The following is an 18,865-nucleotide window of genomic DNA, read 5'->3' as shown; positions in this document are numbered from 1 at the left end:
ATTATGTCTACGCTTAAAACAGCAAATCAAACAGCTAAAATACAACTCAATACAATTGAAGACGCTATTAATGATATCAGATTAGGAAAAGTTATCATAGTAGTTGATGATGAAAATAGAGAAAACGAAGGTGATTTTATTGCTGCTGCTGAAAAGGTTACTCCTGAAATGATAAACTTTATGGCTACGAATGGCCGTGGTTTAATTTGTGCTCCTCTAACTGAAGACAGATGTCAAGAATTAGATTTAAGCATGATGGTACAGAACAACACTGTATTACACCACACACAGTTTACAGTATCTGTTGACTTAATAGGACATGGCTGCACTACAGGAATCTCTGTTCATGACAGATCTAAAACCATACAAGCTCTTGTAAACAAAGACACAAAACCTCATGATTTAGGTCGTCCAGGACATATTTTTCCTCTAAAAGCAAAAAATGGTGGTGTTTTAAGACGAACAGGTCATACTGAAGCCGCTGTTGATTTATCGCGTTTAGCAGGATTAAATCCCGCAGGTATATTAGTTGAAATTCTTAATGAAGATGGCACAATGGCTAGATTGCCACAACTTGTTGAAGTTGCCAAAAAATTCGACTTAAAAATAATTTCTATTGAAGATTTAGTTGCATACCGTATGGAGCATGATTCTTTAATTGAAAAGAAAGAAGATTTCAACATAGAAACCCGCTTTGGTAAATTTAGATTAAGAGCTTACCACCAAACAACAAATGACCAAATACACATTGCATTAACAAAAGGTACTTGGAGCCCTAATGAGCCTGTTTTAACTCGAATTAATGCTACGCTTGTAAATAATGACATATTAGGTACGCTAACAAATAATGCAGACGAGAAACTTGACGATATGTTTAAAGTTGTAAATGATGAAGGAAAAGGTGCTATTGTGTTTATCAACCAGCAGTCGCAATCTATGAATTTACTTAAACGCTTAAGCGCTCTTAAAGAATCTCAAATTGAAGGTGAAGTTGTAAAAGCACCTCGTATAGAAATGGACAGTAAAGACTTTGGTATAGGCGCACAAATTTTACATGATTTAAACATTCATAAGCTACGTTTAATCTCTAATAGCGAACAAACTAAACGTGTTGGTATGATTGGTTATGGCCTTGAAATTGTAGAATACGTAAACTACTAAACCTAGTTATAGTATAAAATCAAAAAAAATATCAGCTAATCGCTGATATTTTTTTTTACATAAACTTTTTATAATCGCTGGAGTTTATTTTAAAATGTTCTTTTTCTAAAGACACACAACGCATTTTCATTGTTTCTGGTTTCCTTTTTGACGTATCTGTAATATGCATTTCTAACACCAAGCCGTTTACATCAGACATCCATTGCTGATTGGTATTTTGCTTGTTACCAACCTGATAAAAACCATTAGGAAAACTAACACCTGCATTTTGCGTAACCCAAACGTTAGCCTTTACATCATCAGACGTAATTAAGTATTCTTGACATGGATACCCTAATATTTGTTTGGTTTTGCCCGTCTTTTCTATTTTAGTATTATTGGTATCATTGTTTTCATCAGCTAGATCATTAATATTTAAAGATGTTGCCATAAGCATTTTGGTTCCGCCTGCTTCAGAGAACATAAAAAGCGTTTCTTTATCCAGATCCATGACATTTACCATGGTACTTACTGATTGTATTGTACTGCCAAAGTAGTTTTCGTTTTTTGCCAAATAATACGTTAAGGTTGTATTATAAGAATCGCTTTCCATTTGCATCATATACTTATGAGTAAATGCATAAACATCGTTAGGCGATTTGCTTGATTTAGAAACTTGTTTTTTACTTTTTTTTGACTTCCTTTTTTTATTAAACGTAGAGTCAAAAGCTTTTTCAGTTTCCTTTTGTGATTTTTGTTCTACTTTTCTTTCTACTGTTCGTTCTGCAGCTTTTGTAGCTTTATCTGCTAGTCTTTCTAAAAATTGAGCTTGACTTATATTTACAGAACAAATAAAGAGTAATGCGGTAATGATAATAGATTTCATAATAAGGATTTTAAAATTTATGTTTTCTCTTTAATGATAAAAACATTAAGAGGTTAACATTAAAATTCTCCTTACTTTAATAAATCTATGATTGGCTGTATATCGTGGACTAATATTATTAGAGGCAATAAAAAATTGCCCCTAATAAATTCTTTTTTATTTTAAAACAGATGTTATTGCTTTTACCATGCTTTCTGCACGCTGTTTTACTTCATCTTCTGTCCAAGATAATTTAATTAAGCATGAAATGTTTCTTCCTATATAATTATCAGATTGCTCAAAAGTTTTTGTTTTAAGATATTTTAAACCTTCTTTTACTTCTGAAGAAATTGGATACAACGTTTTTAAATCTCTCAAATGCTCCCATTTTCTAATAAAATGCCAATTATTGTCGTAATAATGAAAACACCCATCTACTCCAGCTTCTTTTAAAGCTGCAGAAGCTTTTCTTGCTATTTCTAAATCTGGTAAGAAAAAGCTCAAAAACGAATAACTCTCTTCACCTCCTTCTGGAACACTTCTAAATGTTATTTCTGGAACTTGAGATAGCATTTCTCTTATTATGTTATAGTTTTTCTTTTGGATACTTACAAAATCATCTAAACGACGCAATTGAGCTAAACCAACAGCTGCATTTAATTCTGATATTCTAAAATTATATCCTAAAAATGGGTGTGTCTCTGCACCACGGTCATTGCCTTTATGGTCGTGTCCGTGATCTGAAAAATGATCTGCATGTAGAGCATATTTTTCATTATTTGTTAAAACAGCGCCACCTTCTCCGCAAGTAATAATTTTTACAAAATCTAACGAAAGACACCCTAAATCTCCAATACTACCTAGTGGTTTGCCTTGATAGGTTGCTCCTGTAGCTTGAGAAGAATCTTCTATAAGAATTAGATTATGTGTATCACAAATAGTTTTTAGAGCGCTTAAGTTTGCCATGCTACCACACATATGCACAGGCATAATTGCCTTTGTTTTTGGAGTAACAGCCGCTTCTACGGCTTTGGGATCTAGCGTTAATGTGTCGTCAATATCAACTAAAACTGGCACTGCACCAAGCATCATAATAGCTTCAAAACTCGCCACAAAGGTAAACGTAGGCATAATAACTTCATCTCCTGCTCCTATTCCAGCCGATGCTAATGCTATAGATACTGCTGCTGTACCACTAGACACTAATTGTGCATGCTTAACCTCTAGTTTCTCTTGTAAAGCTTGTTCTAATTCTTTAGCTTTCCAATGGCCATTTCTCATACCATCAAAACCGTAACGCATTAAAACTCCGCTATCTAAAACGTCTTGTACTTCTTTTCGCTCTGCATCTCCAAAGCTTTCAAATCCTGGCATAATTTTTATTTAGTTAGATTCAAATTTACTACTATTAAAAAGAAAAAAAAAGCGTCAAAACATAAAGTCATAACCCTTTTTAAAATTAATTTCAAAAAAAATTATTTTGCCTTTTTATTTAGTAATAATCATTTCATCTAATGGTTTTCTTACCTTTTTCAAGCTTGCCATAAAATCATCTTCAGAGCGATAACCGATAGGCATTAGTAATACACTTTTGAGATTTTGTTTTTTAAGTTCTAAAATCTCGTCTGTTTTTTCGGGACTAAATCCTTCCATAGGACAGGCATCAATTTGTTCTATAGCACAAACAGTCAGCAAATTACCCATTGCTAAATAAGCTTGTTTTGTTGCCCAATTAAGCTTTTCGTCTTGAGTAAGAACTTCAAAATGATTTATTAAAAACTCTCTAAATGGTTTTAAAATTTCTTCTGGAGTATCTCTTTTTTCTTTTACTAATTTAAAGTAATCTTCAACATATAAAGCGTCTATTTCTGTATCAATGCAAAACACTAAAACATCTGACGCATCAGTAACTTGAGATTGATTAAACGCTGCTACCTTTAATTGTTCTTTAATCTCTTTTGTTCTAACAATCAATAATCTGATAGGCTGCAAGCCATAACTTGTTGCTGTTAGATTAAAGGCTTCTTTTAATATTTGCAACTTTTCTTGAGGTATTACTTTTGTTTGATCAAAAGATTTTGTGGCATAACGCCATTGAAGTTTTTCTAAAATAGTCATTATAGGTATCTATAAACAATGAATACAAAAATAATACATGCAATTTTGTTTCTTGGTTGTAATTCTATCTTTTTTTGATTTTTATTATGAGTAGTAGCATTACCACAACCCCTTAATAAACAGACATTTTAAAACACTATTTCATATAAAAAACATGAAACCAATAAAATTTATTTAAAAATTTCAGGTTTTTTTTTGATAAGAAGGAAAAAGGATACTATATTTGCACCCGCATTGAACAAATAGTTCATGAGGCACTCAAGGAGAAATGGCAGAGTGGTCGAATGCGGCAGTCTTGAAAACTGTTGAGGGTCACACCTCCGGGGGTTCGAATCCCTCTTTCTCCGCCAAGATTTATTCAAAATCGAGCAAAGTCCTGTAAACACTATGTTTACGGGACTTTTTAGTTTCTACAAAACAGCAAAAAGTGTATTAAAAACCATTCTGTTGGTGACCTTTTGGGTGACCTTTTTAAAACCTTTTTTAGGTCACCTATTTGTTAATAACTGTTTACAAATCAATTAGTTAAACACAAAATAAGACCTAATTATTTCGTAAATTAATGTATAATTTTAAAGGTCACCAGAATGAACAAAACATTTGGATTATTATTCTACTTGAAGAAAAGTAAGGTAGATGCACAGGGCAAATGCCCTATTTATCTTCGTATTACCATAGATGGTAAACGTACAGAAATCAGTACAAAACGCAGTATTGAAGTTAATAAATGGAACAGTCAAGGCAATAAAGCAATTGGAAGAACTGAAGATATAAGAGAGCTTAACGTCTATTTAGATTCCCTTACTACAAAAGTATATCAAAGTCAAAGAGACCTAATTCAAGATAATAAAGAGGTTACTACAGAAACCCTAAAGAATAAGTTTTTAGGTATTGAAGAAAAAGAGCGTACACTCATAACTATTTTTGAAAACCATAACACACAAGTAAAAAAGTTAGTTGGTAGAGAATTTTCAGCAGGTACTTTAGAGCGCTACAAAACCGTATGCAAGCATCTTAAAGAATTTATGCAGCATCAGTATAAAGTAAGCGATATAAGTATTAAGCGTGTAAACCACCAATTTATAACAGACTTTGAGTTTTACTTAAAAACCGTTAGAAACTGCGGACACAACAGCACCATTAAATACATAAAGAACTTCAAAAAAATAGTGCGTATTGCTCTGGCTAATGGTTGGATAGCAAAAGACCCATTTTTAAATTACAAGGTACGTTTAAAAGAAGTTGAGCGTCAATTCCTTTCAGAAGAAGAAATACAAACAATGCTCGAAAAAGAATTACACACCAATCGTTTAGAGCAAGTAAGAGACATTTTCATTTTCTGTTGCTTTACTGGTTTAGCCTATAGCGACGTTAAGAAGCTCTCAAAAGATAATTTGGTATTTGGTATTGATGGCGATAAATGGATTAAAACAAAGCGTACTAAAACCGATACACGCAGTAATATTCCACTACTTCCAACAGCTTTAGAGATTATAAAGAAATACGAAAACCATCCAGAGGCAATAACAAAAGGTGTTTTACTTCCTGTATTAAGCAATCAAAAGTCCAATGCCTATTTAAAAGAGATAGCAGACTTGTGTGGTATTAATAAAAACTTAACCACACATTTAGCACGACACACCTTTGCAACTACGGTAACATTGTCTAATGGTGTTCCAATGGAATCAGTAAGTAAAATGTTAGGTCATAAATCACTTAAAACGACACAACATTATGCTAAAATATTGGATAGAAAAGTAAGCGATGATATGGCAATTTTAAAACAAAAATTTGCTAACAAAACTAATACTAACGCTTCAAAAAGGATTGCAAACTAACACTTATATACAATAGCGTTAAATAAATTTCTTAAATACCACTCAAAACCCTTGTATTTACAGGGGTTTTACTGTTTTTTATGATTATAAATACGTTAATAACTGTTAATAAGTTTGTTTTATGTAAAGCTCAAAATATCGTAAATTAACACAATACAAATCAGGTGTTTACGCCTTTTAATACATTTTAATATAGAATGACATTCGAAGTAATTACAAAGGATGATTTAAAGACTCTAAAACAAGAAATCATCACAGAACTTAAGACAATTTTAGGAAGCCAAACAGAGCAAAAAAAGTGGTTAAAATCAGCAGACGTTAGAGAGATGCTTAACATCTCACCAGGAACGCTGCAAAACTTACGTGTAAATGGTACACTACCCTACACAAAAATGGGTAAAACTATGTACTATGAGTATGACGATGTAATTAAAATTTTAACCCAAAACAAAAGTGCATAATGAGAATATACATACCAGAAAACTTGGATATATTCGAGTTAACGCATAACAACCCACCAACATTTAAACCTTATAAATTAGACAAGCTATGTTATATCTTGAATCTAATAAATGCCATTCCATTAATGGATAAAGATATTCAAGGCGAAGATTTTATACCCATCAATGCAAAAAAGTTGCAGGATAAAATTCAGAACTATAAGCAATATCTTGATTATTTAGAACTCGATTTAAAAATTATTGAGTCAGACAATCACTATGTAGTTGGTGAAAAATCAAAAGGTTACAGATTAATTGAGAAATACAGAACACCTGTAAAACCATTTCAAGTAGTAGATTTTACTTTTCGTAAAAAATTAAAAGTTGAAAAAAATTGCAAACAAGAATCGGTTAAACATCTTGACTTTGCAACAAAGTGGTTTAATGATAAACTGCAAATTGATTATGATTATGTAAATGCTTTTTTACGTGAAGAACATCTTTTAAAAATGCAAGATAGATCATTATGGGAGTATGACAGAATCAGAAAAAAACAAAAGCACCCAACAAATCAAATGATACACGCACAAATGAGTGCGCAAAGGTTAAAGTGCAAAGATTATAATTTGATGCTGGATGATAATGTATATCGCTTACATACAAACTTAACAAATATGCCAAGTCGTATTAGAAATGCAATTACTTACGATGGTCAAAAATTATATTCGTTAGATATAAAAAATAGCCAACCATATATTAGCACAGTTTTGTTAAGTCGTGACTTTTGGATTGAACAAAAAAATGAGCCAAATACACCTAATGCTTTATCAATCTCTTTTCGTGAACCGCAGAGTCGTAAAAGTCTTTCTTTTAATAAATTAAATGATATAAATAATAAAATATTAAACATATCACATATTAAAATTCATAGTAATGACAATTACATTATGTTAGGAGAAATCCCTCAATCCCTTATAGATAATGAGTTTCAACACTATATTGATTTAGTAGTATCTGGTAAGCTATACGAGTTTTTAGAACAAGCTTTTCAAAAGGAATTGTGCATTCACTTAAAAGACCGTAAAGAAGTTAAAGCAGCAGTATTTCAAGTATTGTTTACAGCAAATCAATTTAAAGGTCAAGTTGAAGCTGCACCAAAACGTGTATTCGAAAAAATGTTTAAAGAAGTGTATGATGTGTTTGCCAAAATTAAAAGCAAAGACAAAACCCTACTTCCAAGATTATTGCAAAGTATTGAAAGTCATTTAATGATAAATGTTATTGCAAAGCGTATAGCAGAAGAATATCCCAACGCACCTATTTATACTATTCACGATAGTATTACAACAACTGAAGAATATGTAGATGCTGTTGAGCAAATAATGATAGAGGAATTATCCAAAGCGATTGGTCACCCACCTAAAATAGCTCGTGAGGTATGGTGTAAAAGCAATATGGTAAAGCATCTCGAAACACTAAAAAAGAAAACTAAAGCTGTAGCTTAAATAAAATATTTGCACAACCATTGCATCTCTAAATTTTTATCTTTGTAACTGTGAAATTTGTAACAATCATATTATCCTTAATAATACTATTGCTTTCGGCAAAACCTTGTTCTGATGGTCAAAACATAGAAGACCAACATCAAGACGAGATAAGTGTTAATCACAACCATCAAGAAGATAGTGACGATTCTTGTCCTGTCACTTGTATTTGTAATTGTTGTGGTATGTCTATTACTTACGAACCAATCAAAACATTTAATTTAAAACTCAATATAGAAATTTCAACGGAGCTAATTTCTACATACCAACCTATTTATAGGTTTAATTTCCTTTCCAATATTTGGCAACCGCCACAAGTAATAAGCTAAAGTAACACGATTTTAAATCAATTATTTAGTTAATTATAATTCAATGAATAAATACCTATTGAGCCTAAAGCTCATATTAATACTTTGCCTATCGTTAAAGGCACAAACATCAGACATACAAATTAAAGTCATAACAGAGGCAGATAACGAACCTTTAATGGGCGCTACTGTTTACTTTGAAGCATTAGAAAAAGGAGCAGTCACCAATTTTGATGGTATTGCAGAATTTACAGAAATACCAGACGGTCAGCATCAAATAATAATTTCCTTTTTAGGTTTTGAAACATTTGAGACAACTATTCAAATTCCAAGTAATACAGAATTAGTGTTTAAACTAAAAGAGGGTGGCAATCAATTAGATGCTGTAGTATTGCAATCTACAAGAAGCACAAGAACAGTACGAAAAATACCAACACGTATCGAGTTTATCGGTGCAGAGGAATTAGGAGAAAAAGCAATAATGAACCCTACTAATATTTCTATGGTGCTTCGTGAAAGTACAGGAATACAAATGCAACAAACATCATTAAGTAGTGGGAGCACCAACATTCGTATTCAAGGATTAGATGGTAGATACACACAACTTTTAAGAGATGGGTTTCCATTATATGGTGGTTTCTCAAGTGGATTAAGTATTCTACAAATACCACCTTTAGACTTACAACAATTTGAAATTATAAAAGGAAGTTCATCAACCCTTTATGGTGGTGGTGCTATTGCAGGATTGGTAAATATGGTATCTAAAACACCAGACTTTGAACCTGCTTTAGATATAATGCTTACACAAACACAAGCATTAGGAAGTACAGCCAATGTATTTTATAGTAAAAGAAATGAAAAATTCGGTGTATCACTTTATGGTTCTGGTCATTATCAAAAAGCATACGACCCAGAAGATGATGGCTTTAGCAACCTGCCAAAAACAACATCAATTTCTTTTAATCCTAAACTGTTTTATTATCCATCAGATAAAACAATGCTCTGGTTTGGGTTAAACGGAACGTATGATGATAGAATTGGTGGAGATATTACCAAAATTGAAAGTGGTGCGGATGGTATTCATCAATATACAGAAGAAAACAACTCAAAACGATTAAGCAGTCAATTTGTATATCAAACACAATTAGATTCCGTTAGTTCATTAGAGTTTAAAAATAGTGTCTCTTTTTTCGATAGGAACTTAACTGTTCCGGATTTCAATTTTGATGGCAAACAAACAAATACGTTTACTGAAATATCTTATAATACAGCATCAGAAAATACGGATTGGATAGTTGGAGCTAATCTATATACCTCAAATTTCGATGAAAATGATAACGCACCATTACAAAGAGACCAAAAAGATGTGACCTTTGGAGCATTTGCAAATAATATTTACGACATATCGGATAATTGGATATTAGAAACAGGATTAAGAGCAGATTATAATACGGATTTCGGTTTCTTTCCACTTCCAAGAATTTCATTACTTTATAAAAACAATAGTGGATTTTCAAGTAGAATTGGTGGAGGTTTAGGGTATAAGATTCCAGATATTTTTACAGAAGAAGCAGAGTATATCAATTTTGAAAATGTGCTTGCTATAGATAAATCTACAGTAGATGCAGAACGTTCTTATGGTGTTAATTTCGATGTGAATTATCAAACACGATTATCGGATGAGATTGGTTTTTCCATAAACCAATTATTCTATGTGACTGCTATTAATGATGGACTGCTTTTAAATTCAACAGATAACGGATTATTTCAGTTTGAAAATGCACCAGATGAAATCTTTAGTAAAGGAGCAGAAACCAATATAAAATTTACATACAAAGACTTTAGATGGTTTTTAAACTATGCACTTATTGATACCAAACTAAATTATTTACCTGGTAATCCACAAAAGCCATTAACAGCAAAGCATAACGCAGGTAGTGTTTTAATGTACGAATCTGAAAAATGGCGTATTGGTTATGAAACCTTTTATACAGGAAAACAATTCTTATCCAATGGTACAGAAACTACAGACTTTGTAACTATGGGTTTATTGGTGTTGCGTAATTTTAAATTAGGAAGTGTATTTGTGAATTTTGAGAATTTTACAGATAGAAGACAAAGCAGGTTTTCACCTTTAGTTTTACCGCCACACGACAATCCTGTTTTTCCAGAGATTTATGCACCTACAGATGGTTTTATATTTAGTGTAGGTCTTATTATTAAACCATTTGGAAACGAAGACCACGATTAAATATGGAAACAATAGAACAAGTATTAGAGTCAAAAAATATTCGTGTTACAGCAATGCGTATGTTAATTTATAAGTTTCTTGCAGAAAAAGAGATAGCGGTAACATTGAGTGATATTGAAAATGCTTTTGAAAAAGCAGATAGAACTACCTTGTACAGAACTATTAAAACTTTTGAAGAAAAGGATATTGTGCATCAAATAGACGATGGCACAGGGATAACAAAATATGCGTTATGCGAAAAGGGATGTAATTGTGATATAAAAACCGATTTACACTTACATTTCCATTGTAACAATTGCAATGAAACCATTTGCCTAACAGAACATAAAATACCGCAAATTAAAGTACCTGATGGTTTTGTGTCAGAGAATGTAAATTTGGTGGTAAAAGGTATTTGCGATAAGTGTAGTGGCTAATAATTGCACTTCCATTGCACTTACTATTAAAGTACATTTATCCAAAATTAGTGAATATGAAGTTTAATACTAAAATACCTAAACATCTTAAACAGGCGTATAACGAAGAATTAAAACTATACAGTTTCTGTTTAGAAAATAAGCATTTTGGCAATGCTTGGTATCATTTAGAACGCAGTCATATCATAGGGCAATCTTATCCAATAGAACATACCTATTCACATTGGTTAATGCTAAAATTTGGATTTAGACAAAAAGATACTAAAGAAGTAATAGGTCAAATAGTTAGGTTGTTTGTGGGTGGCTGGAAATCATTTATAAATCACGTTCCACTTGGTAATACAGGTGGAGCATACGTGCCACCATTAAAACGGATGCCTATTCCCAATGACATTGAAAAATTATTAGATATTAAATGAAAAAAAAGAAAGTCAATTTAAGAGATTTAAAACCAAATTCAGAAGAACAACATTCTCACGATGATGGTCACGACCACGGAGATGGAAGTGCATTCAAGACATACATTCCTGCTATTATAAGTTTTGTTATGTTAATGGTAGGTATCGCTGTAGATTATTTTGATGCGATTCCTCAATTTGAAGGATTGATTCGAGTAGTTTGGTACACTTTAGCATATATTCCAGTTGGATTTCCTGTAATTAAAGAAGGATGGAAAAGTCTTATAAAAGGCGATGTTTTTACCGAGTTCTTTTTAATGTCTATTGCCACCATTGGTGCGTTTATCATTGGTGAATATCCTGAAGGTGTGGCAGTAATGCTATTTTATGCAGTAGGAGAATTATTTCAAAACGCAGCAGTTAATAGAGCAAAAGGAAATATTAAAGCCTTATTAGATGTTCGACCAAAAGAAGCCAATGTATTTCGTGATGGTGATTATGTTAGTGTGTCGCCAGAAGCTGTAAATATTGGTGAAAAAATACAAATTCGAGTAGGTGAGAAAATACCGTTAGATGGGATTTTATTATCCGAAAAAGCATCTCTAAACACCGCAGCGTTAACAGGCGAGAGCAAACCAGATTCCATTCAGAAAGAAGCAAAGGTTTACGCAGGTAGTATCAATTTAGAAAGCGTTATTGAAGTTGAGGTAACTAATAAGTTTGAAGACAGTTCTATTGCGAGAATATTAGATTTGGTTCAAAATGCTACAGCTCGTAAGTCTAAAACAGAACTATTTATTAGACAGTTTGCTCGTATCTACACACCAATTGTTGTGTTTTTAGCTATTGGTGTTACTTTTATACCTTACTTTTTTGTAGATGATTATGTGTTTAGAGATTGGTTATACAGAGCATTAATTTTCTTGGTAATATCTTGTCCTTGTGCCTTAGTGATTTCAATTCCATTAGGATATTTCGGTGGATTGGGAGCAGCTTCAAAAAATGGAATATTATTTAAAGGTGCTTCATTTTTAGATGCTATGACCAAAATAAATACTTTGGTAATGGACAAAACAGGAACCGTTACCAAAGGTGTTTTTAAAATCAAAGAAGTAAAAGCAATTGGTTGGAATGAAACCGAATTTATGCAATACTTAATGGCGTTGGAAGAACAATCCACGCATCCAATTGCTAAAGCCATTTTAGAGTACAAAGCTGAAGGAGAAGATTTTGAAGCACAAGACGTTTCTGAAATTGCAGGTAAAGGTTTAAAAGGCGTTGTTAATGGTAAAACAGTTTTAGTAGGAAATAAAGCCTTAATGACTGCGAATAATATAAATGTTCCATCTGAAACGGAATCTATTGTAGAATCGATAGTATTAGTTGCAATCGATAATCAATTTGCAGGTTATGTAGTCATAGCAGATGAATTAAAAGAGGATGCAAAAGAAACAATTACAGATTTACATAAAGTAGGCATTAAAAATATTATGATGCTTTCTGGTGATAAAGATTCTATAACTCAACAAGTCGCTAAAAAGTTGAATATTGAAAATGCTACAGGTGGTTTACTACCAGAAGATAAATTAAACGAAGTTGAATCTTTAAAGAAGAATCCTGAAAATAAAGTAGCTTTTATAGGTGATGGTATTAACGATGCACCTGTTTTAGCATTAAGTAACGTTGGTATTGCGATGGGTGGTTTAGGTAGTGATGTAGCTATTGAAACAGCAGATGTCATTATTCAAACAGACCAACCATCAAAAGTAGTGAGAGCCATTAAAATTAGTCGTTCTACACGCAAAGTAGTTTGGCAGAATATCATTTTAGCGTTTGGAGTTAAAGTTATTGTCTTGATATTAGGAGCAGGTGGTTTAGCCACAATGTGGGAAGCTGTTTTTGCAGATGTAGGAGTAGCATTATTAGCAATTTTAAATGCAGTTCGATTGCAGAAAATGAAATGGGATTAAGCAGATTAATCAATTAAACTTCTGTTAAACAAAATCAATAGTTGTTAAAATTTCGTAACTTCGCAATCAATATGAAGCAGATTTTCCATAAAATAATGTCTTTAGCAATGACTTTTGTAGTGTTATTCTCTACAATGTCATTTACTGTGAATATGCATTATTGTGGAGATACTTTAGTAGAATCTGCTATCTTTCAAAAAGCCAAAGGTTGCGGAATGGAAATGGAAAAGCCTTCAACCGAAGAATGTTCTATTACCAAGAAAAATTGTTGTGATGATAAACAATTAGCAATTGAAGGTCAAGACGAATTACAATTGCAAGTTGACAAAATCACGTTTGAGCAACAAGTATTCATCGCTTCATTTGTTTATACTTACATTAACCTTTTTGAAGGTTTAGACAGTAATGTATCTACCTACGAAGAATACAAACCACCACTCGTCATAAGGCAACTCTACAAGATTGACGAGACATACTTAATTTGATTTTTAAACAATAGACTCTTTTATCCTATGACTGCAATGTCGTAAGGATAATTTACTGTATTCGGTGTTTTTACAACACTATTGTCTAATTGTTTAAAATCAATCATATGCTAAATAAAAGCATCAAATTTTTAATAGAAAACAAACTCGTTGCAGTTTTACTACTTGTCCTTTTTATTGGATGGGGAACTGTTAATGCACCTTTTAATTGGGATACAGGATTTTTGCCAAGTAACCCTGTAGCAGTAGATGCTATTCCCGATATAGGTGAAAATCAACAAATCGTATTTACCAAGTGGGATGGTCGTTCCCCACAAGATATAGAAGACCAAATAACCTATCCATTAACCACATCATTATTGGGTATTCCTGGAGTGAAAACCATTCGTAGTTCCTCTATGTTTGGGTTTTCAAGCATCTATATCATTTTTGAAGAGGATATAGAATTTTACTGGAGCAGAAGTCGTATTCTCGAAAAACTTAATTCCTTACCAAGTGGTTTATTACCCGAAGGTGTTAATCCAGCGTTAGGTCCAGATGCCACAGGGTTAGGACAAATATTTTGGTACACACTTGAAGGTCGTGATGAAAACGGTAATGTAACAGGTGGTTGGGATTTACACGAATTACGTAGTATTCAAGATTACTATGTTAAATATGCCTTGTCTTCGGCAAGTGGTGTTTCTGAAGTTGCATCAATTGGTGGATATGTTCAAGAATATCAAGTGGACGTGAATCCAGAATTAATGCGTCAATATAATATTGGATTGCATCACGTTGTAAAAGCGGTTAAGGAAAGTAATAAGGATATTGGTGCACAAACTTTGGAAATTAACCAAGCCGAATATTTAGTGCGTGGTTTGGGTTATGTGAAATCCATTTCAGACATCGAAAATGCAGTAGTCACTTCAGAAGATTATACTTCAATTAGAATAAAGGATATAGGTAAAGTTTCATTAGGTCCTGCAACAAGACGTGGATTATTAGATAAGGAAGGTGCTGAAGTTGTTGGTGCTGTAGTTGTGGCTCGTTATGGTGCTAACCCAATGGAAGTCATCAATAACGTAAAGGAAAAAATTAATGAATTAAGTGCAGGATTACCTTCAAAAGTATTAGCGGATGGTAGAACTTCCCAAGTGACCATAGTACCCTTTTATGACAGAACAGAACTGATACAAGAAACATTAGGAACACTCAATGAGGCATTGACATTAGAAATTCTCATTACCATTCTTGTCATTATTATTATGGTGTTTAATCTTCGAGCATCGGTATTGATTTCGGGATTGTTACCTGTTGCCGTGTTAATGGTGTTTATAGCAATGAAACTCTTTGGTGTAGATGCTAATATTGTGGCATTATCAGGTATTGCTATTGCTATTGGTACAATGGTCGATGTAGGTGTCATACTTTCAGAAAATATTATAAGGCATTTAGACGAAAACGAAAATGTCATTCCGACAGAGCGAGGAACGAGCGACGAGGAATCTCATAAAAAGTTACCCACAAACACCGTAGTTTACAATGCTACAGCCGAAGTCTCTGGCGCAATCGTTACCGCAGTAATGACCACGATTATCAGTTTCATTCCAGTATTTACAATGATTGGAGCGGAAGGAAAACTATTCAGACCATTAGCCTTTACAAAGACTTTTGCATTAACAGCATCCATTATTGTAGCCTTATTTTTAATTCCGCCTTTTGCTGCATTCTTATTCCGAAAGAAAGACATTAAAAACACTTTTAAATATGTTTTAAATGGCGTTTTAATAGCATTGGGAATCGTAGCCATAGTCTATGGGTATTGGTTAGGATTGATATTGATAGCATTTGGAATTACAGCACTTATCAATCTTCGAAATAAGATTACAGGCAAACAAGCTAATCTTACCAATATCATTATTTCAGCATCAGCAATAGTGTTCCTATTAGCCGAATATTGGAGACCATTAGGCGTTGATAAAAGCATTTTTTGGAATCTCATTTTTGTAAGTGTCATTTGCTTTGGTTTATTAGGTGTTTTCGCCTTATTCATCAAATATTATACACGCATTTTAAAGTGGTGTTTAGATAATAAGTTGCTCTTCCTATCTGTCCCAACGGCTATTGTAATTGCTGGTTTTTTCATTATGAAAAACACAGGCAAAGAATTTATGCCATCGTTAAATGAAGGTTCGTTTTTATTGATGCCGACCTCAATGCCACATTCTGGTGTAGAAGAAAATAAGCGTGTTTTACAGCAGTTAGATATGGCAGTTGCCAGTATTCCTGAAATCGAAACTGTAGTTGGAAAAGCAGGTCGTACAGAATCTGCATTAGACCCAGCACCACTATCAATGTATGAAAATGTTATTCAGTATAAGTCAGAATATATGCTGAATGAAAACCGAGAACGTCAACGCTACAAAGTGAATAATGATGGCTTGTTTGAATTAAAAGATGGTCGATTTATCGCAAATCCAAATAATACAGAAAATGTCACCTTGAGCACAGTCGAAAGGTCTCAACTCATTCCAGACAATAATGGAGAGTTCTATCGAAATTGGAGACCTGAAATACAATCACCAGATGATATTTGGAATGAAATTGTTAAAGTTAACAAACTACCAGGCGTAACCTCTGCACCAAAATTGCAACCTATTGAAACCCGATTAGTAATGCTACAAACTGGTATGCGTGCACCTATGGGAATAAAAGTTAAAGGTCAAGACTTAAAACAAATAGAAGCATTTGGTGTTCAGTTAGAAGATATACTTAAACAAGCTGAAGGTGTTAAAGATGAAGCAGTTTTTGCAGACCGTATAGTAGGTAAACCATATTTGTTAATAGACATTGATAGAGAGAAAATTGCTCGTTATGGTGTAACCATAGAGGAAGTTCAAAATGTTTTAAAAGTGGCTGTTGGTGGTATGGTATTAACACAAACAGTAGAAGGTCGTGAGCGTTATGGTGTTAGAGTTCGTTACCCAAGAGAATTAAGAGCAAATCCAACCGATTTAAAACAAATCTATGTGCCTGTTGAAAAAGGAAGCCCTGTTCCGTTAAGTGAATTGGCGACTATAAAATATGAACAAGGTCCACAAGTAATTAAAAGTGAAGATACTTTTTTAGTTGGCTATGTGTTATTTGATAAAATGGATGGTTTTGCAGAAGTAAATGTGGTTGAAAATGCACAAACCTTAATTCAAGAAAAGATAGATAATGGCGAATTGGTTGTACCAAAAGGCATTAACTATCAATTTACAGGAACGTATGAGAACCAATTACGAGCAGAAAAAACTTTATCGGTTGTTGTACCATTAGCTTTGGCAATTATCTTTTTGATACTGTACTTCCAATTCCGTTCTGTTGGAACATCCTTAATGGTATTTACAGGTATTGTAGTAGCATTTGCTGGTGGTTTCTTAATGATTTGGCTCTATGGTCAAGATTGGTTTTTAAACTTTAATTTCTTTGGAGAGAATCTACGTGAATTATTTCAAATACATCCAATTAATTTAAGTGTAGCAGTTTGGGTTGGTTTCATTGCTCTTTTTGGTATTGCAACAGACGATGGAGTTGTAATGGCAACTTATTTAACACAAACATTTGATAGAAATACACCAGAAAATAAAAAAGAAATCAGAGCATCAGTAGTAGAAGCAGGAGAAAAACGTATTAGACCTTGTTTAATGACAACTGCTACTACCATATTGGCATTATTACCAGTATTAACATCTACAGGAAGAGGTAGTGATATTATGATACCTATGGCAATACCAAGTTTTGGTGGAATGTTAATCGCTTTAATAACACTATTTGTAGTCCCTGTTTTATATAGTTGGAAAGCAGAAGTTAAACTTAAAAGAACAGTATAATGAAACATATAAAATCACACATAAAGTCAGTCATTTTTCTTTGTTTTTTAATCTTTGTTCTCAAAGGAAATGCGCAACAATTAGATGTGCTCATTAATGAAGCATTAGATAACAACCCTGAAATTCAAAAATTTGAATTGCAATACAAAAGGGTTTCAGAAAAAGTAAATGAAGTAAATACGGTTCCTAATACAGAATTTGGAGTTGGTTATTTTGTAAGTGAACCAGAAACTCGAACAGGTGCTCAACGCTTTAAGGTGTCTGCAAAACAAATGTTACCGTGGTTTGGTAATATTTCGGCAAGAGAAAATTACGTTAGTTCGTTAGCAGATGTTAAGTATGAAGATATTGTAATTGCGAAGCGAAAACTAATGTCTTCAGTTTCACAATCTTATTATAGACTATATGCTAATAAAGCAAAACAAAAGGTATTAACAGAGAATATCAATCTGTTAGAAACTTATGAAACAATGGCTTTGACTTCTGTTGAGGTTGGTAAAGCATCAGCGGTTGATGTATTGCGTTTACAAATGCGTCAAAACGAAATGCAACAATTAAAAGACGTATTGCAACAACAATTTTTAGCAGAACAAACTAACTTCAATAATCTATTGAATAGAGGTAATGATGTTACCGTGAATGTGGTAGATAGTTTAATGATACCTTCTGAAGACTTTGATATTACTTTTGAAAAATTAGTATTACATCCTGAATTACTAAAATTTGATAAACTCTATCAATCCATAGAGCAATCAGAATTATTGAATCAAAAAGAAAGCAGTCCAATGATTGGTTTTGGATTAGATTATATCAATGTTGCTGAAAGACCAAATATGGATTTCAGCGATAACGGAAAGGATATTGTAATGCCAATGGTTTCGGTATCTATCCCAATTTTCAATAAGAAATATAAATCCCAAACCAAACAAAATGATTTGCAACAGCAGGAAATTACTGCTCAAAAACAGGAACGTTTAAATGCATTGGAAACGCTTTTAGACAAAGCGAATAACGAACGCATTTCTGCAAGAATAAGTTATGCTACCCAAACCAAAAACCTACAGCAAGCCAAAGATGCAGAAGACATTTTAATCAAAAGCTATGAAACAGGAACGATTGATTTTAATGATGTTTTGGATATTCAAGAGTTGCAGCTAAAGTTTCAAATGAACCAAATAGAATCTGTGAAGACCTACTATGTGCAAAGTACAATCATTAATTATTTAATTCAGTAA

General features: G+C 32.9%; 15 protein-coding genes and 1 tRNA gene. 13 read left to right on the top strand and 3 right to left on the bottom strand.

Going from position 1 to position 18,865, the window contains the following annotated elements; all coding sequences use genetic code 11:
- The first annotated feature begins 3 nt into the window (after positions 1 to 3).
- Entirely contained in the window at positions 4 to 1,161 is a 1,158-nt protein-coding gene (ribB, locus tag ABD690_RS10275; protein WP_344730135.1) for a 3,4-dihydroxy-2-butanone-4-phosphate synthase, read from the top strand.
- A gap of 55 nt (positions 1,162 to 1,216) precedes the next feature.
- Here ribB and ABD690_RS10270 read toward each other — a convergent pair whose 3' ends face one another.
- The 3 genes from ABD690_RS10270 to ABD690_RS10260 form a co-directional block, all read right to left on the bottom strand.
- Complete coding sequence (locus ABD690_RS10270) at positions 1,217 to 2,026, bottom strand: DUF4412 domain-containing protein (protein ID WP_344730133.1); 810 nt, start codon at positions 2,024 to 2,026, stop codon at positions 1,217 to 1,219.
- A gap of 156 nt (positions 2,027 to 2,182) precedes the next feature.
- The gene (locus tag ABD690_RS10265; protein ID WP_344730130.1) at positions 2,183 to 3,379 is read right to left on the bottom strand and encodes a DegT/DnrJ/EryC1/StrS family aminotransferase; all 1,197 of its coding nucleotides are present in this window, start codon (positions 3,377 to 3,379) and stop codon (positions 2,183 to 2,185) included.
- Positions 3,380 to 3,493: 114 nt separating this feature from the next.
- A complete protein-coding gene (locus ABD690_RS10260; RefSeq protein WP_344730126.1) occupies positions 3,494 to 4,123 on the bottom strand; it encodes an NAD(P)H-dependent oxidoreductase in 630 nt (209 codons plus the stop codon).
- 262 nt (positions 4,124 to 4,385) lie between these two features.
- Here ABD690_RS10260 and ABD690_RS10255 point away from each other — a divergent pair.
- The 12 genes from ABD690_RS10255 (at position 4,386) to ABD690_RS10200 (ending at position 18,865) form a co-directional block, all read left to right on the top strand.
- Positions 4,386 to 4,473 (top strand) — tRNA-Ser (locus tag ABD690_RS10255).
- Between the two features lie 237 nt (positions 4,474 to 4,710).
- Positions 4,711 to 5,961, top strand: coding sequence for a site-specific integrase (locus ABD690_RS10250; protein WP_344730124.1), 1,251 nt, complete (start codon positions 4,711 to 4,713; stop codon positions 5,959 to 5,961).
- A gap of 197 nt (positions 5,962 to 6,158) precedes the next feature.
- A complete protein-coding gene (locus ABD690_RS10245; RefSeq protein ID WP_279301678.1) occupies positions 6,159 to 6,422 on the top strand; it encodes a helix-turn-helix domain-containing protein in 264 nt (87 codons plus the stop codon).
- Complete coding sequence (locus ABD690_RS10240; RefSeq protein ID WP_344730119.1) at positions 6,422 to 7,906, top strand: hypothetical protein; 1,485 nt, start codon at positions 6,422 to 6,424, stop codon at positions 7,904 to 7,906. Before ABD690_RS10245 ends, ABD690_RS10240 begins: the two co-directional genes overlap by 1 nt.
- Before the next feature lie 50 nt (positions 7,907 to 7,956).
- Positions 7,957 to 8,274 carry a DUF6660 family protein gene (locus tag ABD690_RS10235; RefSeq protein WP_344730117.1) on the top strand — a complete coding sequence of 106 codons (318 nt, stop codon included), beginning with the start codon at positions 7,957 to 7,959 and terminating at the stop codon, positions 8,272 to 8,274.
- A 43-nt stretch (positions 8,275 to 8,317) separates the two neighbouring features.
- Positions 8,318 to 10,504, top strand: a complete 2,187-nt coding sequence (locus ABD690_RS10230) for a TonB-dependent receptor (RefSeq protein ID WP_344730114.1) — start codon at positions 8,318 to 8,320, stop codon at positions 10,502 to 10,504.
- Positions 10,505 to 10,506: 2 nt separating this feature from the next.
- A complete protein-coding gene (locus ABD690_RS10225; RefSeq protein WP_079738441.1) occupies positions 10,507 to 10,920 on the top strand; it encodes a Fur family transcriptional regulator in 414 nt (137 codons plus the stop codon).
- Positions 10,921 to 10,976: 56 nt separating this feature from the next.
- On the top strand, positions 10,977 to 11,339 hold the full coding sequence (locus tag ABD690_RS10220) for a DUF3703 domain-containing protein (RefSeq protein WP_344730103.1): 363 nt from the start codon (positions 10,977 to 10,979) through the stop codon (positions 11,337 to 11,339).
- The gene (locus tag ABD690_RS10215; RefSeq protein ID WP_344730101.1) at positions 11,336 to 13,288 is read left to right on the top strand and encodes a heavy metal translocating P-type ATPase; all 1,953 of its coding nucleotides are present in this window, start codon (positions 11,336 to 11,338) and stop codon (positions 13,286 to 13,288) included. Before ABD690_RS10220 ends, ABD690_RS10215 begins: the two co-directional genes overlap by 4 nt.
- A 71-nt stretch (positions 13,289 to 13,359) precedes the next feature.
- Positions 13,360 to 13,773 carry an HYC_CC_PP family protein gene (locus ABD690_RS10210; RefSeq protein WP_036122971.1) on the top strand — a complete coding sequence of 138 codons (414 nt, stop codon included), beginning with the start codon at positions 13,360 to 13,362 and terminating at the stop codon, positions 13,771 to 13,773.
- A 107-nt stretch (positions 13,774 to 13,880) separates the two neighbouring features.
- Complete coding sequence (locus tag ABD690_RS10205; protein WP_344730097.1) at positions 13,881 to 17,630, top strand: efflux RND transporter permease subunit; 3,750 nt, start codon at positions 13,881 to 13,883, stop codon at positions 17,628 to 17,630.
- Positions 17,630 to 18,865, top strand: coding sequence for a TolC family protein (locus ABD690_RS10200; RefSeq protein ID WP_054851357.1), 1,236 nt, complete (start codon positions 17,630 to 17,632; stop codon positions 18,863 to 18,865). Before ABD690_RS10205 ends, ABD690_RS10200 begins: the two co-directional genes overlap by 1 nt.

This window comes from Corallibacter vietnamensis (genome assembly GCF_039537875.1).
Taxonomy (GTDB): Bacteria; Bacteroidota; Bacteroidia; order Flavobacteriales; family Flavobacteriaceae; genus Corallibacter; species Corallibacter vietnamensis.
Note: the sequence above shows the minus strand (reverse complement) of the source record. Positions and strands in the feature narration are given on the sequence as shown.